This is a genomic window from Nocardiopsis sp. FIRDI 009 (assembly GCF_003386285.1).
Lineage (GTDB): Bacteria > Actinomycetota > Actinomycetes > Streptosporangiales > Streptosporangiaceae > Nocardiopsis.
On sequence record NZ_QPNC01000033.1, the window covers coordinates 62,767 to 87,112 of the forward strand.

General features: G+C 74.1%; 19 protein-coding genes. 4 read left to right on the forward strand and 15 right to left on the reverse strand.

Features of this window, described 5'->3' with window-relative positions:
- Positions 1 to 249: 249 nt before the first annotated feature.
- The 5 genes from DVR05_RS23760 to DVR05_RS23780 are packed head-to-tail and all read right to left on the reverse strand — an operon-like array spanning position 250 to position 7,668.
- Entirely contained in the window at positions 250 to 1,407 is a 1,158-nt protein-coding gene (locus DVR05_RS23760) for a VWA domain-containing protein (protein WP_116248132.1), read from the reverse strand.
- Positions 1,404 to 3,770 carry a DUF5682 family protein gene (locus tag DVR05_RS23765; RefSeq protein ID WP_116248133.1) on the reverse strand — a complete coding sequence of 789 codons (2,367 nt, stop codon included), beginning with the start codon at positions 3,768 to 3,770 and terminating at the stop codon, positions 1,404 to 1,406. The genes DVR05_RS23760 and DVR05_RS23765 overlap by 4 nt, the downstream gene beginning before the upstream one ends.
- Positions 3,770 to 4,885 carry an AAA family ATPase gene (locus DVR05_RS23770; RefSeq protein ID WP_116248134.1) on the reverse strand — a complete coding sequence of 372 codons (1,116 nt, stop codon included), beginning with the start codon at positions 4,883 to 4,885 and terminating at the stop codon, positions 3,770 to 3,772. The genes DVR05_RS23765 and DVR05_RS23770 overlap by 1 nt, the downstream gene beginning before the upstream one ends.
- On the reverse strand, positions 4,886 to 6,415 hold the full coding sequence (locus DVR05_RS23775; RefSeq protein ID WP_116248135.1) for a DUF5691 domain-containing protein: 1,530 nt from the start codon (positions 6,413 to 6,415) through the stop codon (positions 4,886 to 4,888).
- Entirely contained in the window at positions 6,412 to 7,668 is a 1,257-nt protein-coding gene (locus tag DVR05_RS23780) for an SWIM zinc finger family protein (protein WP_116248158.1), read from the reverse strand. The genes DVR05_RS23775 and DVR05_RS23780 overlap by 4 nt, the downstream gene beginning before the upstream one ends.
- A 470-nt stretch (positions 7,669 to 8,138) precedes the next feature.
- On the opposite strand from DVR05_RS23780, the gene DVR05_RS23785 reads away from it, so the two are divergent.
- Entirely contained in the window at positions 8,139 to 9,548 is a 1,410-nt protein-coding gene (locus DVR05_RS23785) for a cytochrome P450 (RefSeq protein ID WP_116248136.1), read from the forward strand.
- Positions 9,549 to 9,859: 311 nt separating this feature from the next.
- Complete coding sequence (locus tag DVR05_RS23790; RefSeq protein WP_369974576.1) at positions 9,860 to 10,798, forward strand: alpha/beta hydrolase family protein; 939 nt, start codon at positions 9,860 to 9,862, stop codon at positions 10,796 to 10,798.
- Between the two features lie 80 nt (positions 10,799 to 10,878).
- Here the strand turns inward: DVR05_RS23790 and DVR05_RS23795 are convergent, their stop codons facing one another.
- Both DVR05_RS23795 and DVR05_RS23800 read right to left on the reverse strand, forming a co-directional pair.
- Positions 10,879 to 11,115, reverse strand: a complete 237-nt coding sequence (locus tag DVR05_RS23795; RefSeq protein WP_116248137.1) for a DUF397 domain-containing protein — start codon at positions 11,113 to 11,115, stop codon at positions 10,879 to 10,881.
- Positions 11,055 to 11,861 carry a helix-turn-helix transcriptional regulator gene (locus DVR05_RS23800; RefSeq protein ID WP_116248138.1) on the reverse strand — a complete coding sequence of 269 codons (807 nt, stop codon included), beginning with the start codon at positions 11,859 to 11,861 and terminating at the stop codon, positions 11,055 to 11,057. Before DVR05_RS23800 ends, DVR05_RS23795 begins: the two co-directional genes overlap by 61 nt.
- A gap of 108 nt (positions 11,862 to 11,969) precedes the next feature.
- Between DVR05_RS23800 and DVR05_RS23805 the strand changes: the two genes are divergently transcribed.
- The gene (locus DVR05_RS23805) at positions 11,970 to 12,350 is read left to right on the forward strand and encodes a hypothetical protein (RefSeq protein WP_116248139.1); all 381 of its coding nucleotides are present in this window, start codon (positions 11,970 to 11,972) and stop codon (positions 12,348 to 12,350) included.
- Positions 12,351 to 12,452: 102 nt separating this feature from the next.
- Here the strand turns inward: DVR05_RS23805 and DVR05_RS23810 are convergent, their stop codons facing one another.
- From DVR05_RS23810 to DVR05_RS23835, 6 genes are all read right to left on the reverse strand, one after another.
- Positions 12,453 to 13,778 (reverse strand): ABC transporter substrate-binding protein, encoded by a 1,326-nt coding sequence (locus DVR05_RS23810; RefSeq protein ID WP_116248140.1) that lies wholly within the window; start codon positions 13,776 to 13,778, stop codon positions 12,453 to 12,455.
- Positions 13,779 to 13,793: 15 nt separating this feature from the next.
- Positions 13,794 to 14,885 (reverse strand): branched-chain amino acid ABC transporter permease, encoded by a 1,092-nt coding sequence (locus DVR05_RS23815; protein ID WP_116248141.1) that lies wholly within the window; start codon positions 14,883 to 14,885, stop codon positions 13,794 to 13,796.
- Between the two features lie 5 nt (positions 14,886 to 14,890).
- Positions 14,891 to 15,742: a branched-chain amino acid ABC transporter permease gene (locus DVR05_RS23820; protein WP_116248142.1), complete on the reverse strand. Its 852-nt coding sequence runs from the start codon at positions 15,740 to 15,742 to the stop codon at positions 14,891 to 14,893.
- Between the two features lie 9 nt (positions 15,743 to 15,751).
- Positions 15,752 to 16,471 carry an ABC transporter ATP-binding protein gene (locus DVR05_RS23825; RefSeq protein ID WP_116248143.1) on the reverse strand — a complete coding sequence of 240 codons (720 nt, stop codon included), beginning with the start codon at positions 16,469 to 16,471 and terminating at the stop codon, positions 15,752 to 15,754.
- Positions 16,468 to 17,304, reverse strand: coding sequence for an ABC transporter ATP-binding protein (locus DVR05_RS23830; RefSeq protein ID WP_116248144.1), 837 nt, complete (start codon positions 17,302 to 17,304; stop codon positions 16,468 to 16,470). The genes DVR05_RS23825 and DVR05_RS23830 overlap by 4 nt, the downstream gene beginning before the upstream one ends.
- Before the next feature lie 153 nt (positions 17,305 to 17,457).
- Positions 17,458 to 20,310 carry a LuxR family transcriptional regulator gene (locus tag DVR05_RS23835; RefSeq protein WP_116248145.1) on the reverse strand — a complete coding sequence of 951 codons (2,853 nt, stop codon included), beginning with the start codon at positions 20,308 to 20,310 and terminating at the stop codon, positions 17,458 to 17,460.
- Between the two features lie 385 nt (positions 20,311 to 20,695).
- On the opposite strand from DVR05_RS23835, the gene DVR05_RS23840 reads away from it, so the two are divergent.
- A complete protein-coding gene (locus DVR05_RS23840) occupies positions 20,696 to 21,868 on the forward strand; it encodes a glutamate--cysteine ligase (protein WP_116248146.1) in 1,173 nt (390 codons plus the stop codon).
- Positions 21,869 to 21,939: 71 nt separating this feature from the next.
- Here DVR05_RS23840 and DVR05_RS23845 read toward each other — a convergent pair whose 3' ends face one another.
- Together DVR05_RS23845 and DVR05_RS23850 are read right to left on the reverse strand one after the other, a co-directional pair.
- Positions 21,940 to 22,935, reverse strand: a complete 996-nt coding sequence (locus DVR05_RS23845; protein WP_116248147.1) for a carbohydrate kinase — start codon at positions 22,933 to 22,935, stop codon at positions 21,940 to 21,942.
- Positions 22,932 to 24,239: an AGE family epimerase/isomerase gene (locus DVR05_RS23850; protein ID WP_116248148.1), complete on the reverse strand. Its 1,308-nt coding sequence runs from the start codon at positions 24,237 to 24,239 to the stop codon at positions 22,932 to 22,934. Before DVR05_RS23850 ends, DVR05_RS23845 begins: the two co-directional genes overlap by 4 nt.
- Positions 24,240 to 24,346: the final 107 nt, after the last annotated feature.

Sequence of the window (24,346 nt, forward strand, 5' to 3'; positions counted from 1 at the left end):
ACCGGATTTCGTTTCCCCAGCTACGGGAGATCGACGGCCCGCGGGAATTCGGTACGGAGGGAATATCGCCCCTGGAGCCGGTACCACGCCTGTTCGATCCGCCTTTTCCCAACGGTCACCGCCGCACCATGACGAGGACTCGGCGGAACCGGTCGAACAGCGGCGGGGGTCCCCGGCCCTGCCCCTCCACGGGTGTTCCCGGCGGTCCCACCCGCGGGTGGGACCGCCGGGCGACCCCACCCGCGTACGTCACGCGTCCTGGTGCCTGTCCACCCAGGCGGTGAGCGGCTGGCCCTGGATGGCCGCGGCCATCAGCTCCGGGAACATGTCCGGCGTGCACGCGAACGCGGGCACGTCCATCTCCGCGAGCGCCGCCGCGTTCTCCCGGTCGTAGAAGGGCGCGCCCTCGTCGGACAGGGCGAGCAGCACCACGACCTGTGTCCCGGCGGCCTTCATCGCCGCCACCCGCTTGAGCATCTCCGCCCGGACGCCGCCCTCGTACAGGTCGCTGATCAGCACGAACACCGAGTCGTCCGGTTTGGTGATCAGCCCCTGGCAGTAGCGGATCGCCTTGTTGATGTGCGTGCCGCCGCCCAGCTGCGTCCCGAACAGCACCTCCACCGGGTCGGTCAGCTGCTCGGTCAGGTCCACCACGGCGGTGTCGAAGACCACGAGCGACGTCCTCAGCGTGCTCATCGACGCCAGCACGGCGCCGAACACGCTCGCGTAGACCACGGAGGCCGCCATCGACCCGCTCTGGTCGATCGCCAGCACGACCTCCTTCTGCACGCCCCGGCTCCGCCGCCCGTACCCGACCAGGGTCTGCGGCACGACCGTGTTGTGCTCGGGCAGGTAGTTGGCCAGGTTCCGGCGGATCGTGGCGTTCCAGTCGATGTCGGCCGCCCGGCGCGGCCGGTGCGTGCGCGCCGACCGGTCGATCGCGCCCCGCACCAGCGACGTCGTCTTCTGGGCGACCCTGCGTTCCAAGTCCTCGACGACCTTGCGCACCACGGCGCGGGCCGACTCGCGGGCCTCGTCCGGCATCACCCGGTTCAGCGACAGCAGCGTCCCCACCAGGTGCACGTCCGGTTCGACGGACCGCATCATCTCCGGCTCCAGCAGGAGCTGGTGCAGCCCCAGCCGTTCCATGGCGTCCCGCTGCATGACCTGGACGACCGAGGTCGGGAAGTACTCCCGGATGTCCCCGAGCCACCGGGCCACCCTGGGGGCCGAGCCCCCGAGCCCGGCGCTCCTGCGCCCGGAGGCGTCACCGGTTCCGTCCCCCCGGTTGTACAGGGCCTCCAAGGCGCCGTCCATGCCCTGGTCGCCCGCGCCCAGCCCGGAGCACCGGGCCTCCCTGCCGAGCACCAGCCGCCAGCGGCGCTCGCGTTCGTCCACGGCGTTCACGACCCACTCCTTCCGTTGCCGAGGATGGCCGCGACGGCGGCCAGGGCGGGGGCGGCCCGTTCGGCGTCCACCGGCCGCCGGTCGGCGGTCGGGATCCGCTCGCCGCCGCCCCCGATCCGTGCGGCGGCCTCGCCGATCTCCCGCCGTTCGGGCCCGTCGAACGCCCCGAAGGTGCGCCGCAGCAGGGGCAGGACCGACGTGAACCGGTCCTCGGGCAGCCCCAGCAGCCAGGTGTCGATCAGCCTGAGGAGCCGGTCGTCGTGCACCAGGATGAGTCCGCTGCCCTGGAGGAAGCCCTCCAGCCAGGCCGCTGCCTCGGCTGGTTCGGCGCCCGGCGACATCGCCAACCCCAGGCGGCGGCGCAGCTCGTCCGCCTCCAGCAGCGAGGAGTCCAGGAGCATCCGGTTGACCCGCCCGGCGATCCGGCCCGGCAGCGGGTCGCGCGTGGCCAGGGCGACCAGCGCCTCCGTCCACACCCGCTCGCCCTCGCCGCCGAGCAGCGTGGCGGCGGTGTGGGTCGCGTCGATCCGCGCGACGAACTCCGCCGCCGCGTCGTCGTCCAGCCCGTGCACGGCCGGGGCGAGCCCGACGCACACCCTGCGCAGGATCTGCTCGGCGACCGCGCGCAGGTGCGTGTCGTCGGTGCCGCGCACGTCCCCGTACCGTGCCGACCGCGCCAGCGGGGGCAGCGCCGCCATCAGGTGCGTGACGTCGCTGTCGGTGGCGGCCCGGTCCGTGAGCAGGGACAGCACCTCGGGCAGGGCGTCGCCGAGCTCGGCGAACAGGCACTGCTCGGTGAGCGAGGTCAGCGTGGGCAGCGGCGCCTCACGCGCCTGGTGGACGACCCTGGCCGTCGCCGCCGACTCCACCGTGGTCCCCCACTGGCTGGCCTCGATGAGCGCGACGTCCATGTCCGGTTCCCACCGGATCCGCCACGTCTCGCGGAACGTGCCCTTCTGGCCCCGGTCGGGGGTGCGCGGCACGCCCCACTCGACCCCGAGCAGCCGCAGCCGGTGCAGCAGCACCCCGCGTTCGCGCTGGCCGTCCCTGCGCAGGTCGAGGTCGAGGTCGCGGTCGAACGGCTCGGGCTTGAGCCGCAGCCGCTTCTGCGCCGCCGTCACGTCGCGCTGCAACGGCACCATCGGGGTCGACGGCGGCACCGACCCCATGCGCTCGCCGACCGACATCCGCCCGTGGACCAGCGCCGCCCGGGTCGGTTCGCCCTCGCACAGCACGGCGGTGAGCGCCTCGGACACCTCGTCGAGCCCGGCGAGCGGCCGCCCGCGCAGGACGGCGAGGCTCTCGGCCAGCCGCACCCCCTCGATGACGTGCGACGACGACACGTGCTGCCCCTCCTCGCGGAGCAGGCGCGCGGCGTCGGCCAGCCACCGGTGCACCGGCCGGTCGGGGGCGGTGAACAGGTGGTGGTACCAGCCGGGGGCGGTCACACCGGCCCCGTACCCGCTGGCGGTGGCCAGGCGGCCGTGCGTCCACGGCACCCAGGTGGCGGTGACCTTCGCCTTGGGCAGCCCCCTGAGCAGGGCGGTGTCGTCCTTGGCCGGGTGGTCGGCGACGTCGCGCAGGGCGGGCGCGTGCCAGGCTCCGCACACGACCGCCACGCGTTCGTGCCCCTGTTTGAGGACGGCGCGCAGGGTCTGACGCATGTACGCCTCGCGGCGGGCGTCCCGGCCCGTCTCCGGCCCGGCCTCGGCGCGGACGGCGGCCATCGCGTCGGCGATCGCGGGGAACGGGGAGGGCTCCCCGTCGCGCCGCTGCTCGACGACGTCGTCCCACCAGCGTTCGGCGTCGTCGTACCCGGCGGCCTCGGCGAGCACACCGAGCGGGTCGGCCCGGACGCGTTCGTCCCCGACGGCCGTCGGGGCGGTGGACGCGTCCTGATCACCCGGGGGAGGACCGTCGGCCCCGTCGCCCCAAGGCGGGCCGTCGGCGCTCCGGTCCCTCTCCCGCTCGGCCCCGGTCTCGGCGCGGGCGACCCGGTCGGCCAGGGTGTGGGCGGCGGGCAGGTCGCAGAAGCGCACCGGCACGCCGGCGGAGACCGCGTACCGCAGCGCCGCCCACTCCGGGGAGAAGCTCGCGAACGGCCAGAACGCCCACCCGTCACGGGAGGCGGCGGTCGCCGGTCCGCCCCTGGCCGCGTCGTTCACGTACGCCAGCAGGGCCACGGGGGGCTCCAGCTCCCCCACCAGGTGGGTGAGCGCGTCCGCCTCCGGCGGCCCCTCGATCAGCACCGCGTCGGGTTCGATCTCCTCCAGGGCCGCCCGGACGGCCCGGGCCGACCCCGGGCCGTGGTGCCGCACGCCCAGGACGTGCAGCCCGCTCGTGTCCAGTCGGGCTCGGGCCATCAGGCGCCCACCTCGCGGCACGCCCGGTAGAACTCGCCCCACCCGTCGCGGGTGCGCGCGACGGTCTCCAGGTACTCGCGCCAGACCACGCCGTCGGACACCCGGTCCTGGACGACGGCGCCCTGGATTCCGGCCGCCACGTCCGCGGGACGCAGCAGGCCGTCGCCGAAGTGCGCGGCCAGCGCCATGCCGTTGGTGATCACCGAGATGGCCTCGGCGGTGCTCAGGGTGCCGCTGGGCGACTTGAGCTTGGTCCCGTTGTCCTCGGTCACGCCCGAGCGCAGCTCGCGGAAGACCGTGACCACGCGCTGGATCTCGGTGAGGCTGGTCGGCACCTCCGGCAGGTCGAGCGACCGCCCCAGCTGCTCCACCCGCTGGGTGACGATGCGGATCTCGTCCTCCACGCTGTCCGGGACCGGCAGCACCACCGTGTTGAAGCGGCGGCGCAGCGCGCTGGACAGGTCGTTGACCCCGCGGTCGCGGTCGTTGGCGGTCGCGATGACGTTGAACCCGCGCCGCGCCTGGACCTCGGTCCCCAGCTCCGCGACGGGCAGCGACTTCTCCGACAGCACGGTGATCAGGCCGTCCTGCACGTCGGAGGGCATGCGGGTGAGCTCCTCGATGCGCGCGATCGACCCGCGCGCCATCGCCGTCATCACCGGGCTGGGCACGAGCGCCGCCTCGGACGGCCCCTCGGCGAGCAGCCGCGCGTAGTTCCACCCGTACCGGACGGCCTCCTCGGAGGTGCCCGCGGTGCCCTGCACCAGGAGGGTGGAGTCACCGGCGACGGCCGCCGCGAGGTGCTCGGACAGCCAGGTCTTGGCCGTGCCCGGCACACCGATGAGCAGCAGCGCGCGGTCGGTGGCCAGGGTGGCCACGGCGACCTCCACGACTCGGCGCGACCCGATGTACTTGGGCGTGATCTCCGTCCCGTCCTCCAACGTGGTGCCCATCAGGTACTGGGTGACGGCCCAGGGGGAGAGCTTCCAGCCGGGCGGGCGCTGGCGGTCGTCCGTCTTGGCCAGCGCCTCCAGTTCGGCGGCGTAGGTCTGTTCGGCGTGGGGGCGCAGTGCCTGCGACGCGTCGGTGCCGATGGAGGGGGTGCTGCTGGTCAACTAGAGCTCCTTGTGCATGTCGAGACGGAAGCGGAGGAGTTCCCTCAGGCGGAGGAAGGCGTCGGCCTCGGCACCGCCGCGCGGCGGGTCGTCCGGCAGGTCGGCGAGGTGGTCGGGGGGCAGGCGCTCGGCCGCCAGGTCGCAGAGGGAGCGGTAGGCGGAGGGTGAACGGCCCTGCTTGGGGGCCGGTCCGCCCAGCCGGTCGAGGAACAGCTCGCACAGCTCGCGGTCCCAGGGGTCGCCGACCGCATGGGCCAGGTGGGCGAGGTCGGCGTCGCGGGTCTTGGCCCGGCTCCGGTCGCGCGCGGCGGCCAGGGCCACCGAGCAGCGCTCCTTGGCGGGGAGCACGCCCAGCAGGGCCTCCACGTGGACCGCCTCGCGGCCGCGGGCGGTGTCGGCGAGCTGCCCCACCAGCCCCCCGCCCAGGAAGCCGAGCACGGCGCGCGCCCACTCAGGATCCGCCTGGAGGCCGACGGCGTTGGCGAGCGCGTCCCGCAGACGGACCTCGCGCGCCGCGTCGGCCGCGGCGAAGACCTCACCGGGGGTGGTGTCGAACAGGTCGGTCCACACGTCCAGGGGCGCGTGCGTGATCAGGGCCCAGGTCCGCTCGAAGACCTCGCCGGAGCGGGGGGGCTCGGGGACGACCAGGGCCAGGTCGCGCAGGACGTCGGTGCGGGCGGCGTCGACGTCGTCGACCACCAGTTCCCCGCGTCCGCCGAGCCGGGCGTGCTCGCGGACGTACCCGCGCAGGCGGTCGGCGTGCGCGCTGTCGGGGAGCCGGGTGAGCAGGGACAGGGCCAGACCGCGCACGTTGGCGGCCTTGTCGTCCAGGACGCGGTCCAGGAACGCGGCGTCGCCGGGGACCGGGCCGGTGGAGAAGGTGTCGAGCAGGCGGCGGCGCCATTCCGCCCTGCCCAGCCCGTCCCACACCGCCTCCAGGAGCGCGCGGGCGGCGTCCGGGTCGATCGCGCGCAGTGCGGCGAGGGCGCGGCGGCGTTCGGAGGGGGTGCCGTCGGTCCAGTCCCGCTCGACGAACGTGTCGCCGGGCAGCGGTTCGGCGGTCACGTACTCCCACCGCTCGTTGAGTCCGGCCAACCAGCGGCCCCGGGCGCCGACGGCGGCGGCGACGGCGGGGCGCAGTCGGCTGTCGCGCTCACCGCGTTCGAGCAGGGCGGGGATGTTGGCGCGGTCCACCTCGCGGCCGGTGGCCGCGACCAGTGCCAGCCACTCGGGGAGGAGTTCGGGCCGCTGGGCCAGGATCAGCGCGAGCCGGTGCGCGGCCGCGCCCTCGATCCGGGGCGGTTCGTCCCCGGGGTCCGGGGCGACGGGTTCGGCGGTTCCGGGCGTGTACCCGGCCGCCCGCCGGACCGTGGCCAGGGCCGCGCGGTCCAGCAGGGCCTCGGCGCCCTCGGCGGCGGGGGTGTCGGGAAGGTCGGGGGTGGCGGGCACGGCGCGGCGGGCGGTGCCCACGAGGGCGGTGGAGACCAGCCGGTCCCACGAGTCGGCGGGGGCCAGGGGGTCCGGTGTCACAGTGCGTCGGCCTTTCCATCCGCGTCCCACACGGTCAGGGGGGTGAGTCCGTGCCGGGGGGACCACTCGGCGACCACGGTGCGGGGGTGGCCGCCGGTCAGGGCGAGGAGTCGCCAGGGCGAACCGGCGGCGAGGGGGAGCGCGGCGCCGGTGGGGTCGGCCAGGTGCCAGCCGCCGTCGTCGTCGTGGGCGGGGGCGGCCCGGTCCAGGACCACCGGCCAGGTGTCCCGCCAGGGGTCGACCGCGAGTGCCGCGGCGAAGGCGTCGAGCGCCTCGACCACCGTCGTGCCCCGTGGCGGGGGCGCGGGGCGGGGGTCGACGTCGGCCGTGGGGACCACGCGCTGGCCGTCCGGGTAGAAGGCGAGTTCCGTGTCCACCTCGGTCCCGACGCGGAAGGGGGCGCGCGGCGCCTGCCCCGAGCGCGCGAAGCTCAGCGACAGGGCGAGGCGGCCGCTGTCCGCTCCCCGCAGCCACACGCGGTGGGCGGTCATGTCGCCCTCGGGTGTGGGGGTGTTCCGTTCCCCCAGGACGCACCAGGTGTCGCGGACGCGTTCCCCGTCGGCCAGGACCTCGTCCGCCCGGGTGGTGATGCCGATCCGGGCGCGGACCACGCCGCGCGTGCGCTCGTCCAGGTCCTCCCCGGCGCGGTGGGCGCCGACCAGCAGGTGGAGCATGCTGAGGCGCTCCAGCAGGACCTCGGGCCAGCCGGTCGCCCGAACGGCGCCGGGCAGCTCGGCGACGGCGGAGGCCGCGCCGCCCGCCTTGGCGTCCACCAGGCGCTTGGCCATGCGGTCCCAGTGGTCGTAGCGGTGCTTGGGCGCCTCGGCCAGTCCGGCGTCGATCTGGTCGTTGAGCCAGAGCCGGAGCTCGTCCATACCGCCAGCGACGGCCTTCTCCCGTTCCCTGAGCGTGGCCTCCGCCCGCTTGGGGTCGGCGGGCCCGGCCGCCTTCTTCGCCGCCTTGGCCCGGCGTGCGGCACGCCCGGCCAGCCAGGAGGCGACCCACTCGGGGCGCTCGTCCCGCGCGTCCACGTTCCCCTGGGCCCACAGGGCGAGCAGGGCGAGGACGTGTTTGCAGGGGATCTTGCGGCTGGGGCAGCTGCACTTGTAGGCGGGGCCGCCGTCACCGTCCAGGTGGGCGGCGGCGAGGTAGGGCTTGGCGCCGCTCCCCGCGCACTCGCCCCAGACCGCGGAGGCGGTGTCCGCGGGGCCGGTGATCACTCCGCTCCGGGGCCAGGAGCCCGTCTTGGCCACCTTGAGCGCCGCCTTGCGTGAGGGGGGATCCGGGGCCAGGGCCCAGACGTCGTCGGTACTCCATCGATCGCTCACGTGGTCGACGCTACGGTCCGGTACCGACAGTCCGGGGCGGGGCGCCGGCCGCCCCGCGCACGAGGCGGGGAAGGGGGCGCGGAACGGCGGAAAAGGAATACAACGGCGGAAATATCAGAATTCACGGCCCGCCCGATCCACCGCCCCGGGAAAACCCCGACGCACGTTTCCGTGAACTGTTGAGGAAGGACGGGAATCCCCTCTAGAATTCCACGACCAGGGCGGACATCCCCGTTTTCCGCCGTGTCCGGGACGCCCACCCCCGAAAGGTCCGCGCGCCCGCACGGCCCCGCCCCGACGTCCGGTCGGGTCCGCCCACCCCTCCCGTCACCCCGACGACGTTTCTTCTCCTCGAAGGGAGGGAGGCGGCCCGGCGCCCCGGGGCCGCGCACCCGATGACGACCATCCGAACGGACGGCGGCGACCCCGCCCCGTCCGCCTCGCGCTGCCCGTACCAGCTCACCCGTCTGCACGGGCCCCTGCCCGACACCGGGCTCGACGGGCTCTGGGAGCGGTTGCGCGAACGCCACGGCGCGGTCGCCCCGGTGGAGCTGGAGGACGGTGTCCGCGCGTGGGTCCTGCTGGGCTATCACGAGAACCTCACGGTCCTGCGGAACCAGCGGCTGTTCTCCAGGGACACCCGCCGCTGGCGCGAGGTGGTCGAGGGCCGTGTCGACCTGGCCACCTCCCGACCCACCCTGTCCTGGCGGCCCAACGCCCTGTACACCGACGGCGCAACGCACACGCGGCTGCGCGCCCCCATCGTGGACGCCCTGTCCAGAGTGGATCTGGCCGCGACCGAGCGGGTGGTCCGCCGCATCGCCGACGACCTGGTCGACGCCTTCGTCACGCGGGGCCGGGCCGACCTCATCGCGGAGTTCGCCGCCCCGCTGCCGGTCCTGGTGGTCAACCGCCTGTACGGGCTGCCCGACAGCTACGGCCACATGCTCGGCGACCTGACCTCGATCGTCTTCGAGGAGGACGCCAAGCGGGGCGCGGACGCGGTGTCGCGGATCCAGCAGTACTTCGCCGGCCTGGTGGTGCGCAAGCGGGAGCGGCCCGGTGAGGATCTCGTGTCGTGGATGCTGGCGCACCCGGCGGGGCTCAGCGACCACGAGGTCGCCCACCAGGCCGCGCTGATCAACAACGCCAGCCACCAGCCGACCACACACCTCATCGGCAACACCATGCGCACCCTGCTCACCAACCCCCGGCTCCGGCAGGCCCAGGCCGACGCGTGCGTGTCGGTCCAGGACCTCCTGGACCACGTGATGTGGACGGACATGCCGTTCCAGCTCATCGCCGCCCGCTTCGCCCTGCAGGACGTGCGGATCGGGGACGCCGACGTGCGGGCGGGCGACGCCCTGCTGATCGGTTTCGCCCCCGCGCACCGCGACCCCGCGGTCCGGCCCGCCTCGGAGCACGGGACCTCGGGGGTGGTCAGCGGCAACCGCGCGCATCTGATGTTCGGGGCGGGGCCGCACGCCTGCCCGGCGCGGGAGCTGGCGCGGATGATCACGGCCGTCGCCGTCCGCACGCTCAACGAACGGCTCACCGGGCTGCACCTGGCCGTCCCGCCCGAGGAGCTGCGCGCGGTCCCCTCGGTGTTCGTCCGGGGGCTGCGCGAACTGCCCGTCGCCTTCGTCCCCGGCGAACCCCTGCGACGGGTCGAGCCCGAGGCCACGGAGCCGCGGCGCGGATCCCAGCTCCCCGCGCCCCGCCCGGAGCCGGACGCGGGACGCCGCGAACCGGACCTGCTCGACCGCCTCCTGTCCTGGTGGCGGGGTCCGCGCCAGCGGGGTTGAGCCCGGCGGGGCGTCCCGGGCGGGGCGCCCGTGGCGGGGGGTCGGGCACCGCCGCCGAACCGGCCGGTCGGTCGGACTGGTGATCACACGGATTCCATTTCATCGAAACGACACCATAGTGAAACCAGGCACAGAAAGGAGAAACCCGACCAGCACCCCCGACGAACCCCGGGGCACGGAATCCGACATTCCCCCGCGAAGCCCCAGAAGAACACCGAATACGGACGGCGCGACCGTTTTTCGGCAACGGACGAACCCCCCGGAGCGCGGCCTTGTCCCGCGTTTCCCCGCTGCACGAAAAGGACACCGACGTGCGAACGAAGACCCCCCGTTCCCCCATCGACACGACCGCCGACGGCACCGCCCGCTCCTGGGCGGGCCGCGTCGTCGCGAGGGCGGCCCTGGCCGTGGCCCTGACCCTGGGCGCGGCCGGAGGGCTGGCCGCCCCCGCCCAGGCCGCCGACAACCCCTACGAGCGCGGCCCGGACCCCACGGAGGAGAGCGTCACCGCCGTGCGCGGCCCCTTCGACACCGACACGACCAGTGTGTCGTCCCTGGTGTGGGGCTTCGGCGGCGGCACGATCTACTACCCCACCGACACCAGCGAGGGCACCTTCGGCGGCGTGGTGATCGCCCCCGGGTACACGGCGAGCCAGTCGTCGATGTCCTGGTACGGGCACCGGATCGCCTCACAGGGCTTCGTGGTGTTCACCATCGACACCAACACCCGGTACGACCAGCCCGACAGCCGGGGCCGTCAGATCGACGCCGCCCTGGACTACCTGGTGGACCGCAGTGACGTGGCGAACCGGGTGGACGGCGACCGCCTGGCCGTGATGGGCCACTCGATGGGCGGCGGCGGCACGCTGGCCGTCGCGGAGGACCGCCCGGAGATCCAGGCGGCGATCCCGCTCACGCCCTGGCACACCCAGAAGGACTGGTCGGACGTGGAGGTGCCGACGCTGGTCATCGGCGCCGAGGACGACACGATCGCTCCGGTCTGGTCGCACTCCATCCCGTTCTACGAGAGCCTGGACTCCGACTTGGACTCGGCCTACCTGGAGCTGCGCGGCGCGAGCCACTTCGCGCCGAACTTCTCCGACACGACGATCGCCCGGTTCAGCATCTCCTGGCTGAAGCGGTTCGTCGACGACGACCTGCGGTACGAGCAGTTCCTGTGCCCGCCGCCCAGGACCGGCTGGGGTACGGACTTCTCGGACTACCGGGACTCCTGCCCGCACGGCTCCTGACCCCGTCCCGCCCACGGGGGCGGCGGACCGCGCGCAGCGGTCCGCCGCCCCCTCGCCGTGTCGGACGGGTCCCGGGACCGCTATCCGACGGAATCGGCCTTGAGGTCCCCGAGGAAGGAGCCCCACTCGGGGAGGGTGAAGCTCAGGTGGCCGAGTTCCCGGTTCTGCGTGTCGCGCATGAGGACGGAGTCCGACATCTCCTTGACCTCAACGCATCGAACATCGGTCGCGCTGTAAGAGGATTTGTGCCATTCGTTCACAGTACGTCCCTCAGTGCCTTGATCTTGTGCAACGAGTCGTTCGGAGAAAGTGCCCATACCTGCAGCCTGTTGTATGCGGACTCCAGTTTCCGCACGTACCTGGCCTCACTCGTCATGTGTCCGCCGATGCAGTGTTCGGTACACACAATAGGACTTTGGTCCTCAATGTATACCAGCCAGAAGGCGCCGACGGTCCACGCGAAGTCACTGATCCCCTCCGGAAGGACCTGGAGGGTGAGCCCCTCGGTCTGCGACTCCTGGATCAGCCTCTCCAGTTGTTCCCGCATCGTCTCGGCCCCGCCCACCAGGCGGGTGAGGACGAACTCCGGGATGACGACGCTCAGCCGGAGATCCTCGTTCTCCCGCAGGAGCCGCCGCCACGCCTGCCGCATTCCGACGGTCTTCTCCAGGCTCTCCCGGTCGATGTTCGGAACCGAGTGGGACGTGATGATCCGCGCGTAGCTCTCGGTCTGGAGGAAACCGGGGAGGACAAAGGGGTGGAAGAACCTTATCTCGGTCGCTTCCTTCTCATACTCGTCCGGCTGCTCGTACCAGGAGCCGCTTTCCGAACGCGCGACGTCCCGCCACATCCTGAGCAACGCGCCCCTTGTACCGAGTTCCCGGTCCAGAGCCTCGACAATTCCGACATTGGGCACCCGAACCGCGCGCTCGATCTTGCTGTGGTACGTGGCCGAGTACGTGGTCAGCCGGGCGAGGCGGTCAAGGGAGAGGTTCGCCTGGGTGCGGAGACGACGGACGTGCTTGCCGAACTCGACCCAGGCGGGCTTCGGTCGGTCCACCATGTACCGACCCTGTCAAGAATTCGGTACTGACGTGTATGGAACTGCCCAGAGCGTGATCTCTTTGTATCCTCCCTTCCCTCGCGTCGGCGCGGGTGCGAACCTCTCAGCATGACCAGTACACGCACCGACGCGGAAGGGACCGCCCCGTGGGAGGCCCGAGACCGGTGGGCGCGCCTGCCGGACGGCCCGGGCACGGGGCTCCGCACCGCGGCGACGTACGGCGCGCTGGCCGTCCGCCGGGACGAGGCGCTCAAGGAGCTGTACGCCGCCCTGCGGCGGGCCGACGTCCCCGGCACCAGACTCGACCTCTACGGCGAACCGGCGGTCTACACCCGAGGCACACGCACCCGGGTCCTCGGCCGGTACTTCCTCACCCAGCGCGTCCTCGGCGACGGCTCCGTCCTGGAGACGGGTTCGGTGCCCGTCCGGTGCACCGACGCCGCGGTCGACCTCGTCCGCGACCTGGCCTCGCCCCGCCGCGTCGCCTGAACCGCGAAGGGCGGCGGCCCGGGAGGGTTCCCGGGCCGCCGTGTCCCTGTGGGCCTCCGCTGCGCTTCGGACCGGGTTGCGGCGACCCCGGGGGTGGGCGTGTCAGTCGTGGAAGTCCAGCTCCTCGGGCGAGAGCCGCGCGAAGTCGGGCTCCTCGACGGGGCCGCCGGAACGGTCGGTCACCCGCGGCCCCTGGACCATCTCGATGTCGTCACCGGCCGAGTACTGGACCACGTACACGCCCTGGTGGCCGCCGTGGTCGTCGCCGGACGAACTGAACGGGACGAGCCCGGGACCGCGCCACTCCTGGGTCTCCAGCGCGTCGATGAGCGACTGACGGGTGAGGTCCTCCCCCGCCGACTTCAGGACCTGCGCGAACATCACCGCCTGGGTCATCCCGAACAGGTGCGTGTTGGTCAGCGGACCGCCGTCCCCGTACTCCTCGTGCACCTCGATGAAGAACTGGGACCACTCGTCCTCGGTGTCCTCCACCCTGGGCAGGTAGCTGGTGATGAGCAGCCCGTCCAGAAAGGCGTCCGCGGGCACCTCCTCGGCGTCGCTGCCCTCGGTGAACCGGGCGAGCAGCCCCTGGAGGGTCGCGGTGTCGCCGCCGATGCTGGACACCACCCACTGCGGCTCGTAGCCGATGCTCGCCGCCTCCAGCAGCGCCAGCGCGACGAAGGCCGGGATGCACGAGCACACGACCACCTCGGCGCCGGAGCGCTCCAGCTCGGCGATCTGCGACCCCAGGTCGGTCACCTCCGTCTCGTAGTGCTCCCGCGCCACGACCTCCTCACTGAGGTACTGGTCGAGCCCGGCCTGGGCGTCGACGCCGATGTCGTCGTTCTGGTACAGGTAGCCGACGCTCTGCCCGGCGAAGTTCTCGGCGACGTACTCGCCCTGGATCTTCGCCTCCTTCGTGTAGTCCGTCTGCCACCCGTAGGTGAGCGGGTGCTCCTCCGGGTTGTTCCACGCCAGGGCGCCCGAGGACGGGAACACGTCGGGAACGCCCTCGTCGTTCAGGTAGTCCAGGACACCGGTGTGCGTCGGGGTGCCCAGACCGCCGACCATCGCGAAGATCTCGTCCTCGATCACCAGTTCCCGGGTCACATCGATCGTCTGGGCCGGGTCGTAGGCGTCGTCCTCGGCGCGGTAGTCGATCCGCCGCCCGTTCACCCCTCCCTGGTCGTTGACGTAGTCGAACACGGCGGCCGCGCCCTGCGAGACCGCCGCGTAACCGGGGGCTGCGGGTCCGGTCAGCGGTTGGTGGCTGCCGATGACGACGGCGTCGTCCGTGACGCCCGGGGCGACGTCCAGGTCGACGGCGTCGGTCTCGGCGACCTCACCGGCGCCGGTGCACGCGGTGGCCAGCAGGGCCAGGGTCAGGGCCGCCGACGTGGCGGCCGTCGTTCCTCTGCGGATACGCATCGGTGTTCTCCTTCGTCAGGGGGTGGGCGCGGACGCGGAGGACCCGCGTCGCGAGATGAGGCGCTGGACCAGTCCCTGGATCCCCAGGGGCCAGAAGCGCAGGACGAGGATGAGGACGACGCCGAAGAACACCACGGGGAGGTTGTTCTCGACGTCGCGCCCGAGGTCGAGGGCGCCGGCCAGGTCCGACGCCCACACCTCCAGGTAGACGAGGGCGAGGGCGGCCCAGAGGGCGCCCCACATGCTGCCGATCCCGCCCAGGACCAGGGCGGCGATCAGGCTCAGGGACAGCGCGAGCGTGAAGCTGCCGGGGGTGACGGTGCCCAGCACGTAGGCCTGGAGGCCCCCGGCCAGACCGCCCGCGGTGGAGGCGATGACGAACGCGGCCACCTTGGTCGAGCCGACCGGGACGCCCGACATGGCCGCGGCGGTCTCGTCGTCGCGGACGGCCCGCATCCGCCTGCCCAGGCGTCCGGAGGAGATCGTGGCCAGCACGGTGAGGGCCAGCAGCACGGTCGTCCACACGACCAGGGCCCGCCAGTCGCTGGTGCTGACGATCCCCTGCAGGAAGGGCGGCGCCCCCGCCGTCCGGATGTTGAGTCCGTTGCTGCCGCCGAGGAACTCGTGGTAGCGGTGGGCCAGCCCGGGCAGCCCCACGGCGAGGATGAGCGTGGCACCCGCCAGGTAGGGGCCGTGCAGCCGGGCCGTCGCGGTGCCGACCGCGACCCCCGCCACCGCGGACACGGCGACGACGATCGCCAGGTTGGCGGCCAGCGGCAGCATGGGCTGGTGCAGGACCAGCAGCGCCATGCCGTAGGCGCCGATCATCAGAAACGCGCCGTGGCCGAGCGAGATCTGGCCGCTGCCGCCGACCAGGAGTTGGAGTCCCGCGATGGCCAGCAGGGTGTACCCCACCGCGGCGAACCGCAGTGCGGCCAGGTCTCCGGTGACGAGCACCAGGCCGCACACCCCGGTGAGCGCGAGTACGGCCAGGAGCAGGTGGCGCAGGGGCGCGGGCAGGGCGCGCCAGCGCCCGGCGGGGCTGGTCGGCGCGGTCGGGGTGGGAACGGGGGCGCGCTCGGCGCGCTCGCGGGTGGGTGAGGTCACGGCGGCTACACCTTTCGCGCGGTCGGGCGGGACAGGATTCCGTCGGGGCGCACGCTCAGGACGAGGACCACGACGGCGAGGGCGGCGAGCGTGGCCACCTCGGGCCCCGCGTAGCCGGACACGTAGGACATGGCCAGGCCCATGAGCATCCCGCCCAGGAGCGCGCCGAAGGGGCTGTCGAGCCCGCCCACCACGGCGGCGGTGATGCCGAACACGAACACGGCGTCGAAGGCGTTCGGGGAGATGAAGGGCGGTCCGGCGAGCATCCCGGCGAGGGCCCCGATGAAGGCGGCCACACCCCAGCCGACGGTCAGCATGAGCCCGACACTGACCCCGCTGAGCCGGGCGGCCTCGGGGTGGAAGGCGGCCGCGCGCATGCGCAGGCCGAGCGGGGTGAACCGGTACAGGGCGAACAGGAGCCCGGCCACGGCGGCGACCGAGGCCAGCGCGAAGGCGTCGGCCGGGGAGAAGCGCCCGACGTAACTGAACGCGTAGCCCAGCGCGTGCTGCTCGTTGCCCCACACCATCCCGACCGCGCCCTGGACGACCAGGAGGAGCCCGAGGGTGACGATGACGGCGTTGAGCTCCGAGGCCCGCGCGATGGGCCGGATGACCACCCGCTCCACCAGCGCCCCGGCCACCGGACCGGCGACGAGCGCCGCGGCGAACCCGAGCCAGTAGGAGCCGGTGAGCTGGGTGACGGTGTAGGCGGTGTACACCGAGATCAGGGCGAGCGCCGGTTGGGCGAAGTTCACCAGGCGCGTGGCCTGGTAGATGATGACGAGCGAGAGCGCGAGCGCCGCGTAGGCGGCCCCGGACGCCAGCCCGTTGAGGGTCAGGTTGACGAAGTGGGTCATGGGGTCTCCTCAGAAGCCGAGGTAGGCGTGGCGCGTGCGGTCGTCGGCGAGCAGGTCGGCGGAGGTCCCCTCGGTGACCACGCGGCCCCGGTTCAGGACGAAGCCGTGGTCGGTGACCGACAGCGCCCCCGCGGCGTTCTGCTCGACGAGGACGACGGTGAGCCCGGTGTTGTCGCGCAGGTCGCGCAGGAGGGTGAGGATTCGCTGGGTGACCAGGGGCGCCAGGCCGAGGGAGGGCTCGTCCAGGAGCAGGACGCGCGGCCTGGCCATGAGGGCGCGGCCGATGGCGAGCATCTGGCGCTCGCCTCCGGACAGGGTCCCGGCGGCCCGGTGGCGGCGCTCGGCCAGGGGTGGGAAGAGGTCCATGACCTCGTCCATCGTCGCCGTGTCGCGCCGGGAGGAGCGCCAGAGCGCCCCCAGTCGGAGGTTCTCCTCCACGGTGAGCTCGACGATCACGCCGCCGCCCTCGGGCACGTGGGCCAGGCCCCGGGTGATGACGCGTTCGGCGGGCAGGCGGGTGAGGTCCTCCCCGTCCAGCAGGACCCGGCCCGAGGTGGCCGGGTGGAGGCCGGTGAGGGTGCGCAGGAGGGTGGTCTTGCCCGCGCCGTTGGCGCCGAGGACGGCGCACATGCCCCGGGCGGGGACGGCCAGCGAGACGCCGTCGAGGGCCCGGACGGCGCCGTGGTGGGCGTGGAGGCCGTCCACGCGCAGGAGGGGTTCGGTGCTCATCGGGCCGCTCCGTCGTCGGTGGGGGTGGGGGCGGTGTCCGCGGCCGGGTCGGGGCCGTCGGCGGAGGCGCCGAGGTAGGCGCGCGTGACGGCGGGGTCGGCGCGGACCTCGTCGGGGGTCCCGGTGGAGATGACCCGGCCGAAGTCGAGCACGACGATGTGGTCGCACACGTCCATGACCAGGTCCATGTGGTGCTCGACGAGCACGACCGCCATGCTCGTGCGGAAGGAGCGGATCTGCTCGGCCAGCGTGTCCATCTGCCGTCCGGACAGCCCGCTGGCGGGTTCGTCCAGGAGGAGGAGTTCGGGGTCGCTGACGCAGGCGCGCGCTAGGGCGACCTGTTTCTGGATGCCGTAGGGCAGGGTTCCGGGCAGGCGGTGGGCGTGCTCGGCCACACCGAAGCGGTCGAGGGCGGCCAGGGCGCGGGAGCGGAGTTCGCGCTCGTCCCGGTGGTGCCGCCCCAGGCCGGTGACCATCGACAGCGGTCCGCCGCGCGCGAGGCGGTCGGCGCCCGCGACGACGTTGTCCAGGACGGTCATCCTCGCGAAGAGGTTGAGCCCCTGGAAGGTGCGGGAGATCCCGGAGCGGGCCAGGCCGTGGGGGCCGCGGCCGGACTGGGGCCCGCCCTTCCAGGTGAGCGTCCCGGCGTTGGGGCGCAGGATGCCGGAGAGGACGTTGAACAGCGTCGTCTTCCCGGCCCCGTTGGGCCCGATCAGCCCGACGACGGACCCGGGCGCGACCCGGAGTCCGACGCCGTCGAGGGCGGTCAGCCCCCCGAAGCGCACGGTCACCCCGTCCGCACTCAGGAGCTGGTCGCCTGCGGTCGTTGTCATGGCTGCCTCTCTCGCGGTTGCCGTCCGGCGGTCCGTACCGACCAGTTGGTACGGGTCAGGTGCCCGTCCACTCCGTCGTGTCCGGGCCGGTGGGGCGCGTGCCCCGGGGGTTCGGGCCGTGCGGCGGGCACCGGGGTGTGGTGCCCGCCCCCGTCAGTTGAGGAGACGGGCCAGATCCACCCGGGAGCGGATGTTGAGCTTGCGGAAGATGCCGCGCAGATGGTGTTCGACCGTGCGCGGACTGATGAACATGTGCGCGGCCACCTCGCGGTTGGTCGCGCCGTCGGCGACCAGCCGGGCGATCTGCTGCTGTTGGGCGGTCAGGTCGCCGGTGGCGGACGTGTCGGGGTCGCGTTCGGCGGTCCCGATCGCCCGCAACTCGGCCCGCGTCTGGCGGACCCAGAGCCGTGCGCCGAAGCGCTCGAAGGACTCCAGCGCGTCGTACAGGTGCTCGCGCGCCCGGCCGGGCAGGCGGGCGCGGCGCAGGAAGGCGCCGAACAGCAGGTGGGTGCGCGCCTGCTCGACGTCGTCGTCACCGCACTCCCGGTGCAGGGCCAGGGCGTTCTCGAAGTGGTCGGCGGCCCCGTCCCCCGTCGCCAGCAGCCCGCGACCGCGCGCCGCCAGGGCGCGGGCGCTCGGGCTCCCGATCCCCTCCGCCCACCGCTCGTACCCCGCCAGCGAGGTGCGGGCCCACTCGGTCTCCCCCATCCGGGTGGCCGCCTCCACGAAGTGCGGCGCGGTGAGCAGGCGCATCGTGGGGTGCCCGTGCCCCGGACCGGCGTGGACCAGGGCGCGCAGCCGGAAGAACGCCTCCGCCGCGTTGCCGCGCGACAGCTCCAGGACGGCCAGCGCCCAGGCCGCCAGGGCGGCCGGGAGTCCGAGGCTCTGCTCCCCGGCCTGGGCGGTCACCGCGCGGGCCCGGATGCGGCAGGTGTCCACGTCCCCCTGGATGGCGGCGATCATCGCCAGGGAGGCGAGGTGCTGCGTCGCCCACACCGGCTGCCCGTACTCGCGCGCCGCCCTCAGCCCGCTGAGCGCGTGCCCCGCGGCGGAGGGGAAGCGGCCGCTCCAGAACTCGGAGAAGACCTGGAAGCCGAGCGCCGCCGGGACGGTCGCGTACTCGCCCCGGGTGGTGCCCACGTCCACGGCCCGGCTGGTCACCGCGCGCACGAACGGCGCGTCCCCGAGCCGGAGCCCGCTGACGCCCGCCCAGATGAGCTCGGAGGGCTTGTCCATGCCCTCGGACAGGCGCACGGACTCCCGCAGGAGCGGGGTGGACGTCACGTAGTCGCCCCGGAAGGACAGGGCGCACCCTTTGAGGAAGGCGGCGACCAGGCGCATCGACGCGGAGTCGTCGGGACGCACCAGGGGGACGGCCAGCTCGGCGGCCCGGCCGTGGCGGACCGGGTCGCCCGCCAGGGAGGCGGAGTCCGCGGAGCGCACCAGGGCGCGCAGGGCCAGGGCGCGGTCGTGCGCGATCAGCTCCCGGCCGACGGCGAGCAGGCGTTCGGCGGCGTCGATGGCGTTGCCGCCCCGCATGGAGAGCTGGGCCTCGACGAGGTCGATGATCGCGCGGCGGCGGTCGGAGACGGCCAGCGGGCGGGCCCGGTCGAGCAGGCGCGCGGCCCGGGCGGTGCCGCCGCCCGAGTACGCCTGGTAGGCGGCGGTGGCCAGGCGGCAGGCGCGGACGTCGGGGTCGGGGGTCAGGTGGGCGGCGCGCTCGTGGGCGTGGGAGGCGGCGCTCGGCCCCTCCAACCGCTGGGCCCGCAGGGCGGCGGACTCGACGGCGTCGGCGAGGGCGGCGTCGGGGGAGCCCGCGCCGGCGGCGGCGTGCCGGGAGAACTCGACCGGGGCGTACTCCGGGTCGATCGCCCCGGCGAGGGCGCCGTGGGCCGCGCGCAGGCGCCCGGCGGGGGCGTCCTGGGCGATGGCCTCGCGGAGGAGGGGGTCGGGGAAGAGGACGGTCGCGCCCTCGACCCGGACCAGCCCGAGCTCCTCGGCGGGTTCGAGGCCGTGGACGGTCAGGTCGGGGGTGCCGCCGGCCTCGGTCAGCAGGCGCACGTCGGGGTCCGTGGCCAGGGCGGCGACGAGGAGGAGGTGGCGCACCTCCTCGGGGAGTCCGCGGTAGCCGGTGAGCAGGGCGGACCGCAGCCGGGCCGGCAGGCGCAGCGGTTCGGGGAGCGGTTCCTCACCGCGCAGTTGGGCCTCGGACAGGGAGCGGAGGTGGCTGATGGCCACCTCCGGGTTGCCGTGGGCCGCCCGGACGAGGGCGGTGCGCACGCCCGAGGCCGGGCTGAGGGGGGCGCGGTCGGTGATGACGTCGTGGACCGCGCGCTCGGTCAGGGGTGGGAGGACGTGCTCGGCGACGCCGGGGACGAGGGTGTCGGGGGCGGGCTCGTCGTGGCCGCCGCCCGGGGGCTTGCCGTGGCCGCCGCGCGCGGTGAACACGGCCGAGACGGGGAGCCCGGACAGGCGGCGGGCGACGAAGGACAGAGCCTCCAGTGAGGGGGCGTCGAGGTGGTCTGCGTCGTCGACGCAGACCAGGACGGGGGACTCCTCGGCGGTGCGGCGGAGGAGGTCGAGGACCGCCGTGTACAGGGCGAACCGGTCCGGGGCCGCGAGGACGCCCTGGGTGAGGGCGGCGCGGAGGAGGTCGCGGCGGTGGTCAGCGAGCCGGTCGGCCCCGGACTCGACGGGGCGCAGGAGCCGGTGCAGCCCGGCGAGCGGGAGGTCGGCCTCGGAGGGGACCCCGGCCGCGTGCAGGACGGTGAGATCACCGGCGGCCGAGCGCGCGTGGTCGAGAAGGGCGGTCCTGCCGCGTCCGGGTCCTCCGGAGAGGAGGACGGACGCACCGCTCCCGGACCTCGCGCCGTCGAGTACGTCCGCGAGGATCCGCTGCTCTTCGTCCCGGCCCCGGAGGCGGATGTCCTGGGGGTCCGTGTTCCTGCCAGCCACACGCCGACGATCGCACACGAACACCCCGTCGCGGCAGGTGCGAGCACACATACTGGTCGATTCACCGATACCCGGACGGAGTCGCACGAGACGGGTGCGCGACGGCTCCGGAGGGGCGGGAGAGCGCCGTGTCGGCCGAGCCGCCCAGTGTGTCACCGGAGCGTTCACCTGCGCATCCTCCATCCCGCGATGGTGTCAGGAGTCACACACGGGAGTGGCGGCGGCCTCATTCGGGGCCTCCTCGGCGGCCACCGGCCGGTTATCAAGCCGTAATCTCCCGGCAACACCACCACGCGATACCGACATTTAGGGCATAACGTCCCTCGGATAGCGTTTTGTCCTCCCGGGGACACTGTCGCGGGCGCTCGGTACGGGATATCCAGTGCGAGACGCTCCCCCGGGGCGGGGGACGGGACACCAGAAGGGACCCACGTCCATGGAGAACCGCTTCCTGGCCGCGCACGGCACGCGGGAACGCTCCCCGGTCGGCACCCGTGCCGACGCGCGGACGGCCCCTCCCACGTTCGGTGTCGAGGAGGAGTTCTTCGTCGTCGACCCCCGCAGCCGGCGCATCCTGTCGCGGGCCCCCGACGTGCTGTCGAACGTCCGCCACCTCGACGGACACCTGTGCGGCGAGTTCACCCGCGCCCAGGTGGAGAGCAACAGCCCGGTGTGCGGCACCTCCGAGGACGCCGCGCGCTTCCTCCACTCGGCCCGCCGCGAACTGGTCCGGGCCGCCGCACGGGCCGGACTGGCGGTCGTCGCCTCCGGCACCCCCGTTCTGGGCGACCCGGCCCAGGCACGGGTCAGCGACGGGCGGCGGTACGCGGACATCGCCACCCACTTCGGCGCGTTACGCGAGGCCCACGTGGTGTGCGGCTGCCACGTCCACGTCGGCATCCCCGACCGCGGGACCGCCGTCGAGGTCGGCGGACACCTGCGCCGCTGGCTGCCCTTCCTCGTGGCGCTGTCGGCCAACTCGCCGTTCCAGGCGGGGCGGGACACCGGGTACGCCAGTTGGCGCACCATCACCTGGAACCGGCTCCCGTCGGCCGGGCCGCCGCCGCTCTTCCGTTCCCTGGCCGAACACGAACGCACCGTCAGCGCGCTCGCCGGGTGCGGCGCCATCCTCGACCGGCACATGGTCTACTGGGACGTCCGCCTCTCCGACCACCTGCCCACCCTGGAGATCCGGGTGGGCGACGTCGCCGCCACCGCCGACGAGGCGCTGCTCTTCGCCGCGCTGACCCGGGGACTGGTCTCCCGGATACTCGCCGACGTCGGCGGCGGGGCGCCCGCACCGGAGATCGACGCCCCCGCGTTGCGCGCCGCCGTCTGGCGGGCCGCCCGCGACGGGCTGGAGGGCCGGGTGCCCGACCCGTTGACCGGCGAGTGCCTGCCGGGCCCCCTCGCCATGGACCGGATGCTCGGCGCGGCCCTGCCGGGGCTGGAGGCGAACGGGGACGCCGACCTCGTGGTCGGGCTGCTCGACCGGGTGCGCGCCGCCGGGTCGGGCGCCGCCCGCCAGCGCGCGTACCTGGAGCGGCGGGGCCGCATCACCGACGTCGTGGACCACCTGGCCGCCCAGACCGGGGAGGGGCTTCCCTAGGGGTGACGTCGCCCTCCACCGCCCGGGGGCGCCCCGCCGGCAGAGCGGGACACCCCCGACCGCCCCGCGCGTCAGCCGAGGCTGCCCGCAGCGCTCACCTCCTCCACCGCGGCGGCGAGTTCGTCCGCCCGGGGCGGGTCGGCCCCCTCCCGGGTCACCACGCACGCCGCGGCCGCGGCCGCCAGGGTCAGCAGTTCGCGCACGTCGCCGCCGTCCAGACCGGCCAGGCGGGCGCGCGGGCCCTCGCCCAGCCGTCCGGAGCGGTCGAGCCCGTGCAGGAGGGCGCCCATGAAGGTGTCGCCCGCACCCACGGTGTCGGCCACCCGAACCCGCGGCGCGGGGACCCGCACCTCACCGGAGTGGGTGACGGCGACGGCGCCCTCCGACCCCAGGGTGGCCACGACCAGCGACGGACCCAGCGCGGCGATCGCGTGGGCGGCCCGCACCGGGGACAGGCCGGGGTGGAGGAAGGCCAGGTCCTCGTCGCTCGCCTTGACCACGTGCGCCTGCGCGGCGTGGCGCAGCGCCAGCGCACGGGCCTCGGCCGGATCACCGATCACGTCGGCGCGGATGTTCGGGTCCATCGTGATCGTGACCCGGTCCCTCCCGTGTTCCCGTCGCAGCAGGGCCTCGATCCGCGCGGCCCCCGGTTCACGGAACAGGGCCACCGACGCCGCGTGCACGGCCCTGACCTCCGGTTCCAGCCGGTCGGGCAGCTCACCGGCCCGCCACCGCCAGTCGGCGGCGTCGTCCATCCGGAAGTCGTAGCGGGCCGCCCCGTCCGGGCCGAGCGTGGCCACGGCCAGGGCGGACGGCTCCTCGGCGGCGATCAGTCCGGACGGATCGAGCCCCTCCCGCAGGAGCCGCTCGCGGATGCGCTCGCCGAACCCGTCGGCCCCGATCCTGGCCAGCAGGCGGGTCGGCGTGCCCAGGCGGGCGGCGGCCACCGCCGTGTTGGCCGGTCCACCGCCCGGGACGGCGCGCAGCACGTCGGGCCCGTGGGGTGTGGGCAGCAGATCCATGACGTTCTCCCCGACCACCACCAGCCGGGCGTTCCGAGCGCTCACGCCGTCCCTCCGCCCGTGGTCACGCGCTTGCCGCGGGCCGCTCCGGAACCGCCGTCGAGCGCGGCGGCCAGGGAACCCGCCAGACCGACCTGGGGTAGCAGGCTCGCCTGGTAGGCATGGTAGACGTCCGGTTTGCCCGGCCAGACCGTGGCCGAGGGGCGACCGGCCGGGTCGAGTTCGTGGTGCCAGCTCCCGTGCTCGCGGTCGAGGTGGTACCGGTCGGCGTAGGCCCACCAGCGGTCGTAGTGGCGCGCGTAGGACTCGTCCCCGGTCCGGGCGCCGAGCGCCCACGCGGTCATCGTGGCCTCGGCGACCACCCAGTGCATGCGTTCGCGCACGACGGGGCCGTCCGCCCAGTCCAGTGTGTAGACGAACCCGTCCGCCCCGTCCGCGGACCAGCCCCGGCGGACGGCGTGGTCGAAGAGGCGGACGGCGTCCCCGCGCAGCCAGTCGGGCACGGGTTCGCCCGCCTCCGCCAACGCCAGCTCCAGGTGGACCAGCAGCCGCGCCCACTCCAGGAGGTGGCCGGTGGTGCTGCCGAAGGGCCGGAAGGGGTCGTCCGGCCGGTCCCGGTTGTGGTCGGGCAGGGCCCGCCAGTCGGCGGTGAAGTGCTCGGGCAGCCGCCAGTCGTACTCGGCGGCCACCCCGTGCACGAGCCGTTCGGCGATGGCGAGCGCCCTGCGCGTCCATTCGTGGTCGCCGGTCGCGTCGGCCGCGGCCAGGAACGCCTCCACACAGTGCATGTTGCTGTTGGCGCCCCGGTAGTCCTCGGTTTCGGTCCACCCCCGGTCCCAGCTCTCCCGGACGGCGCCCGCAGACTCCTCCCAGAACCGCGTCCCGATCACCCCGAGCGCCTCGTCCAGCAGCTCGCGCGCGCCGGGACGGTCGGCCCGGACGGCGCTGGCCGCGGCGAGGGCGACGAAGGCGTGCGTGTAGGCGGACTTGCGGAGGACGTCGGGCCCGCCCGCCTCATGGGAGCGCTCCCACAAAACGTGCCCGGTGGGCGCCTCCTCGAACCAGCCACCCCGCTCGGAGTCCCGTAGGGGTCCGGTGAGGGCGGCCACGCCGTGGTCGGCCAGGCGTCCGGCGTCCTCCTCTCCGCGCAGGGACGCCAGGGAGAACACGTGCGTCATACGCGCCGTGATCCAGGTGGCGGTGGGCCGCCCCGCCTCCACCCGCCCGCGCGCGTCCAGCCAGCCGAAGCCGTCGGCCACGGCCGCACGCGCGGCGAAGGAGTACAGCCGTCGCTCCTCGGTCCGCAGCCAGTCGGGATGCCCCGGTGCGGGATGTCGTGATGCCGTCAATCCACTGCCTCCTCCGCGTGTCGGTACGCGGTTCACGATATCCGTGCCGCCCCGTCCCCGGGAAGAAGCCCCCGACGCCTGTGGACGACCTCCGCCGTCCCGAGGGC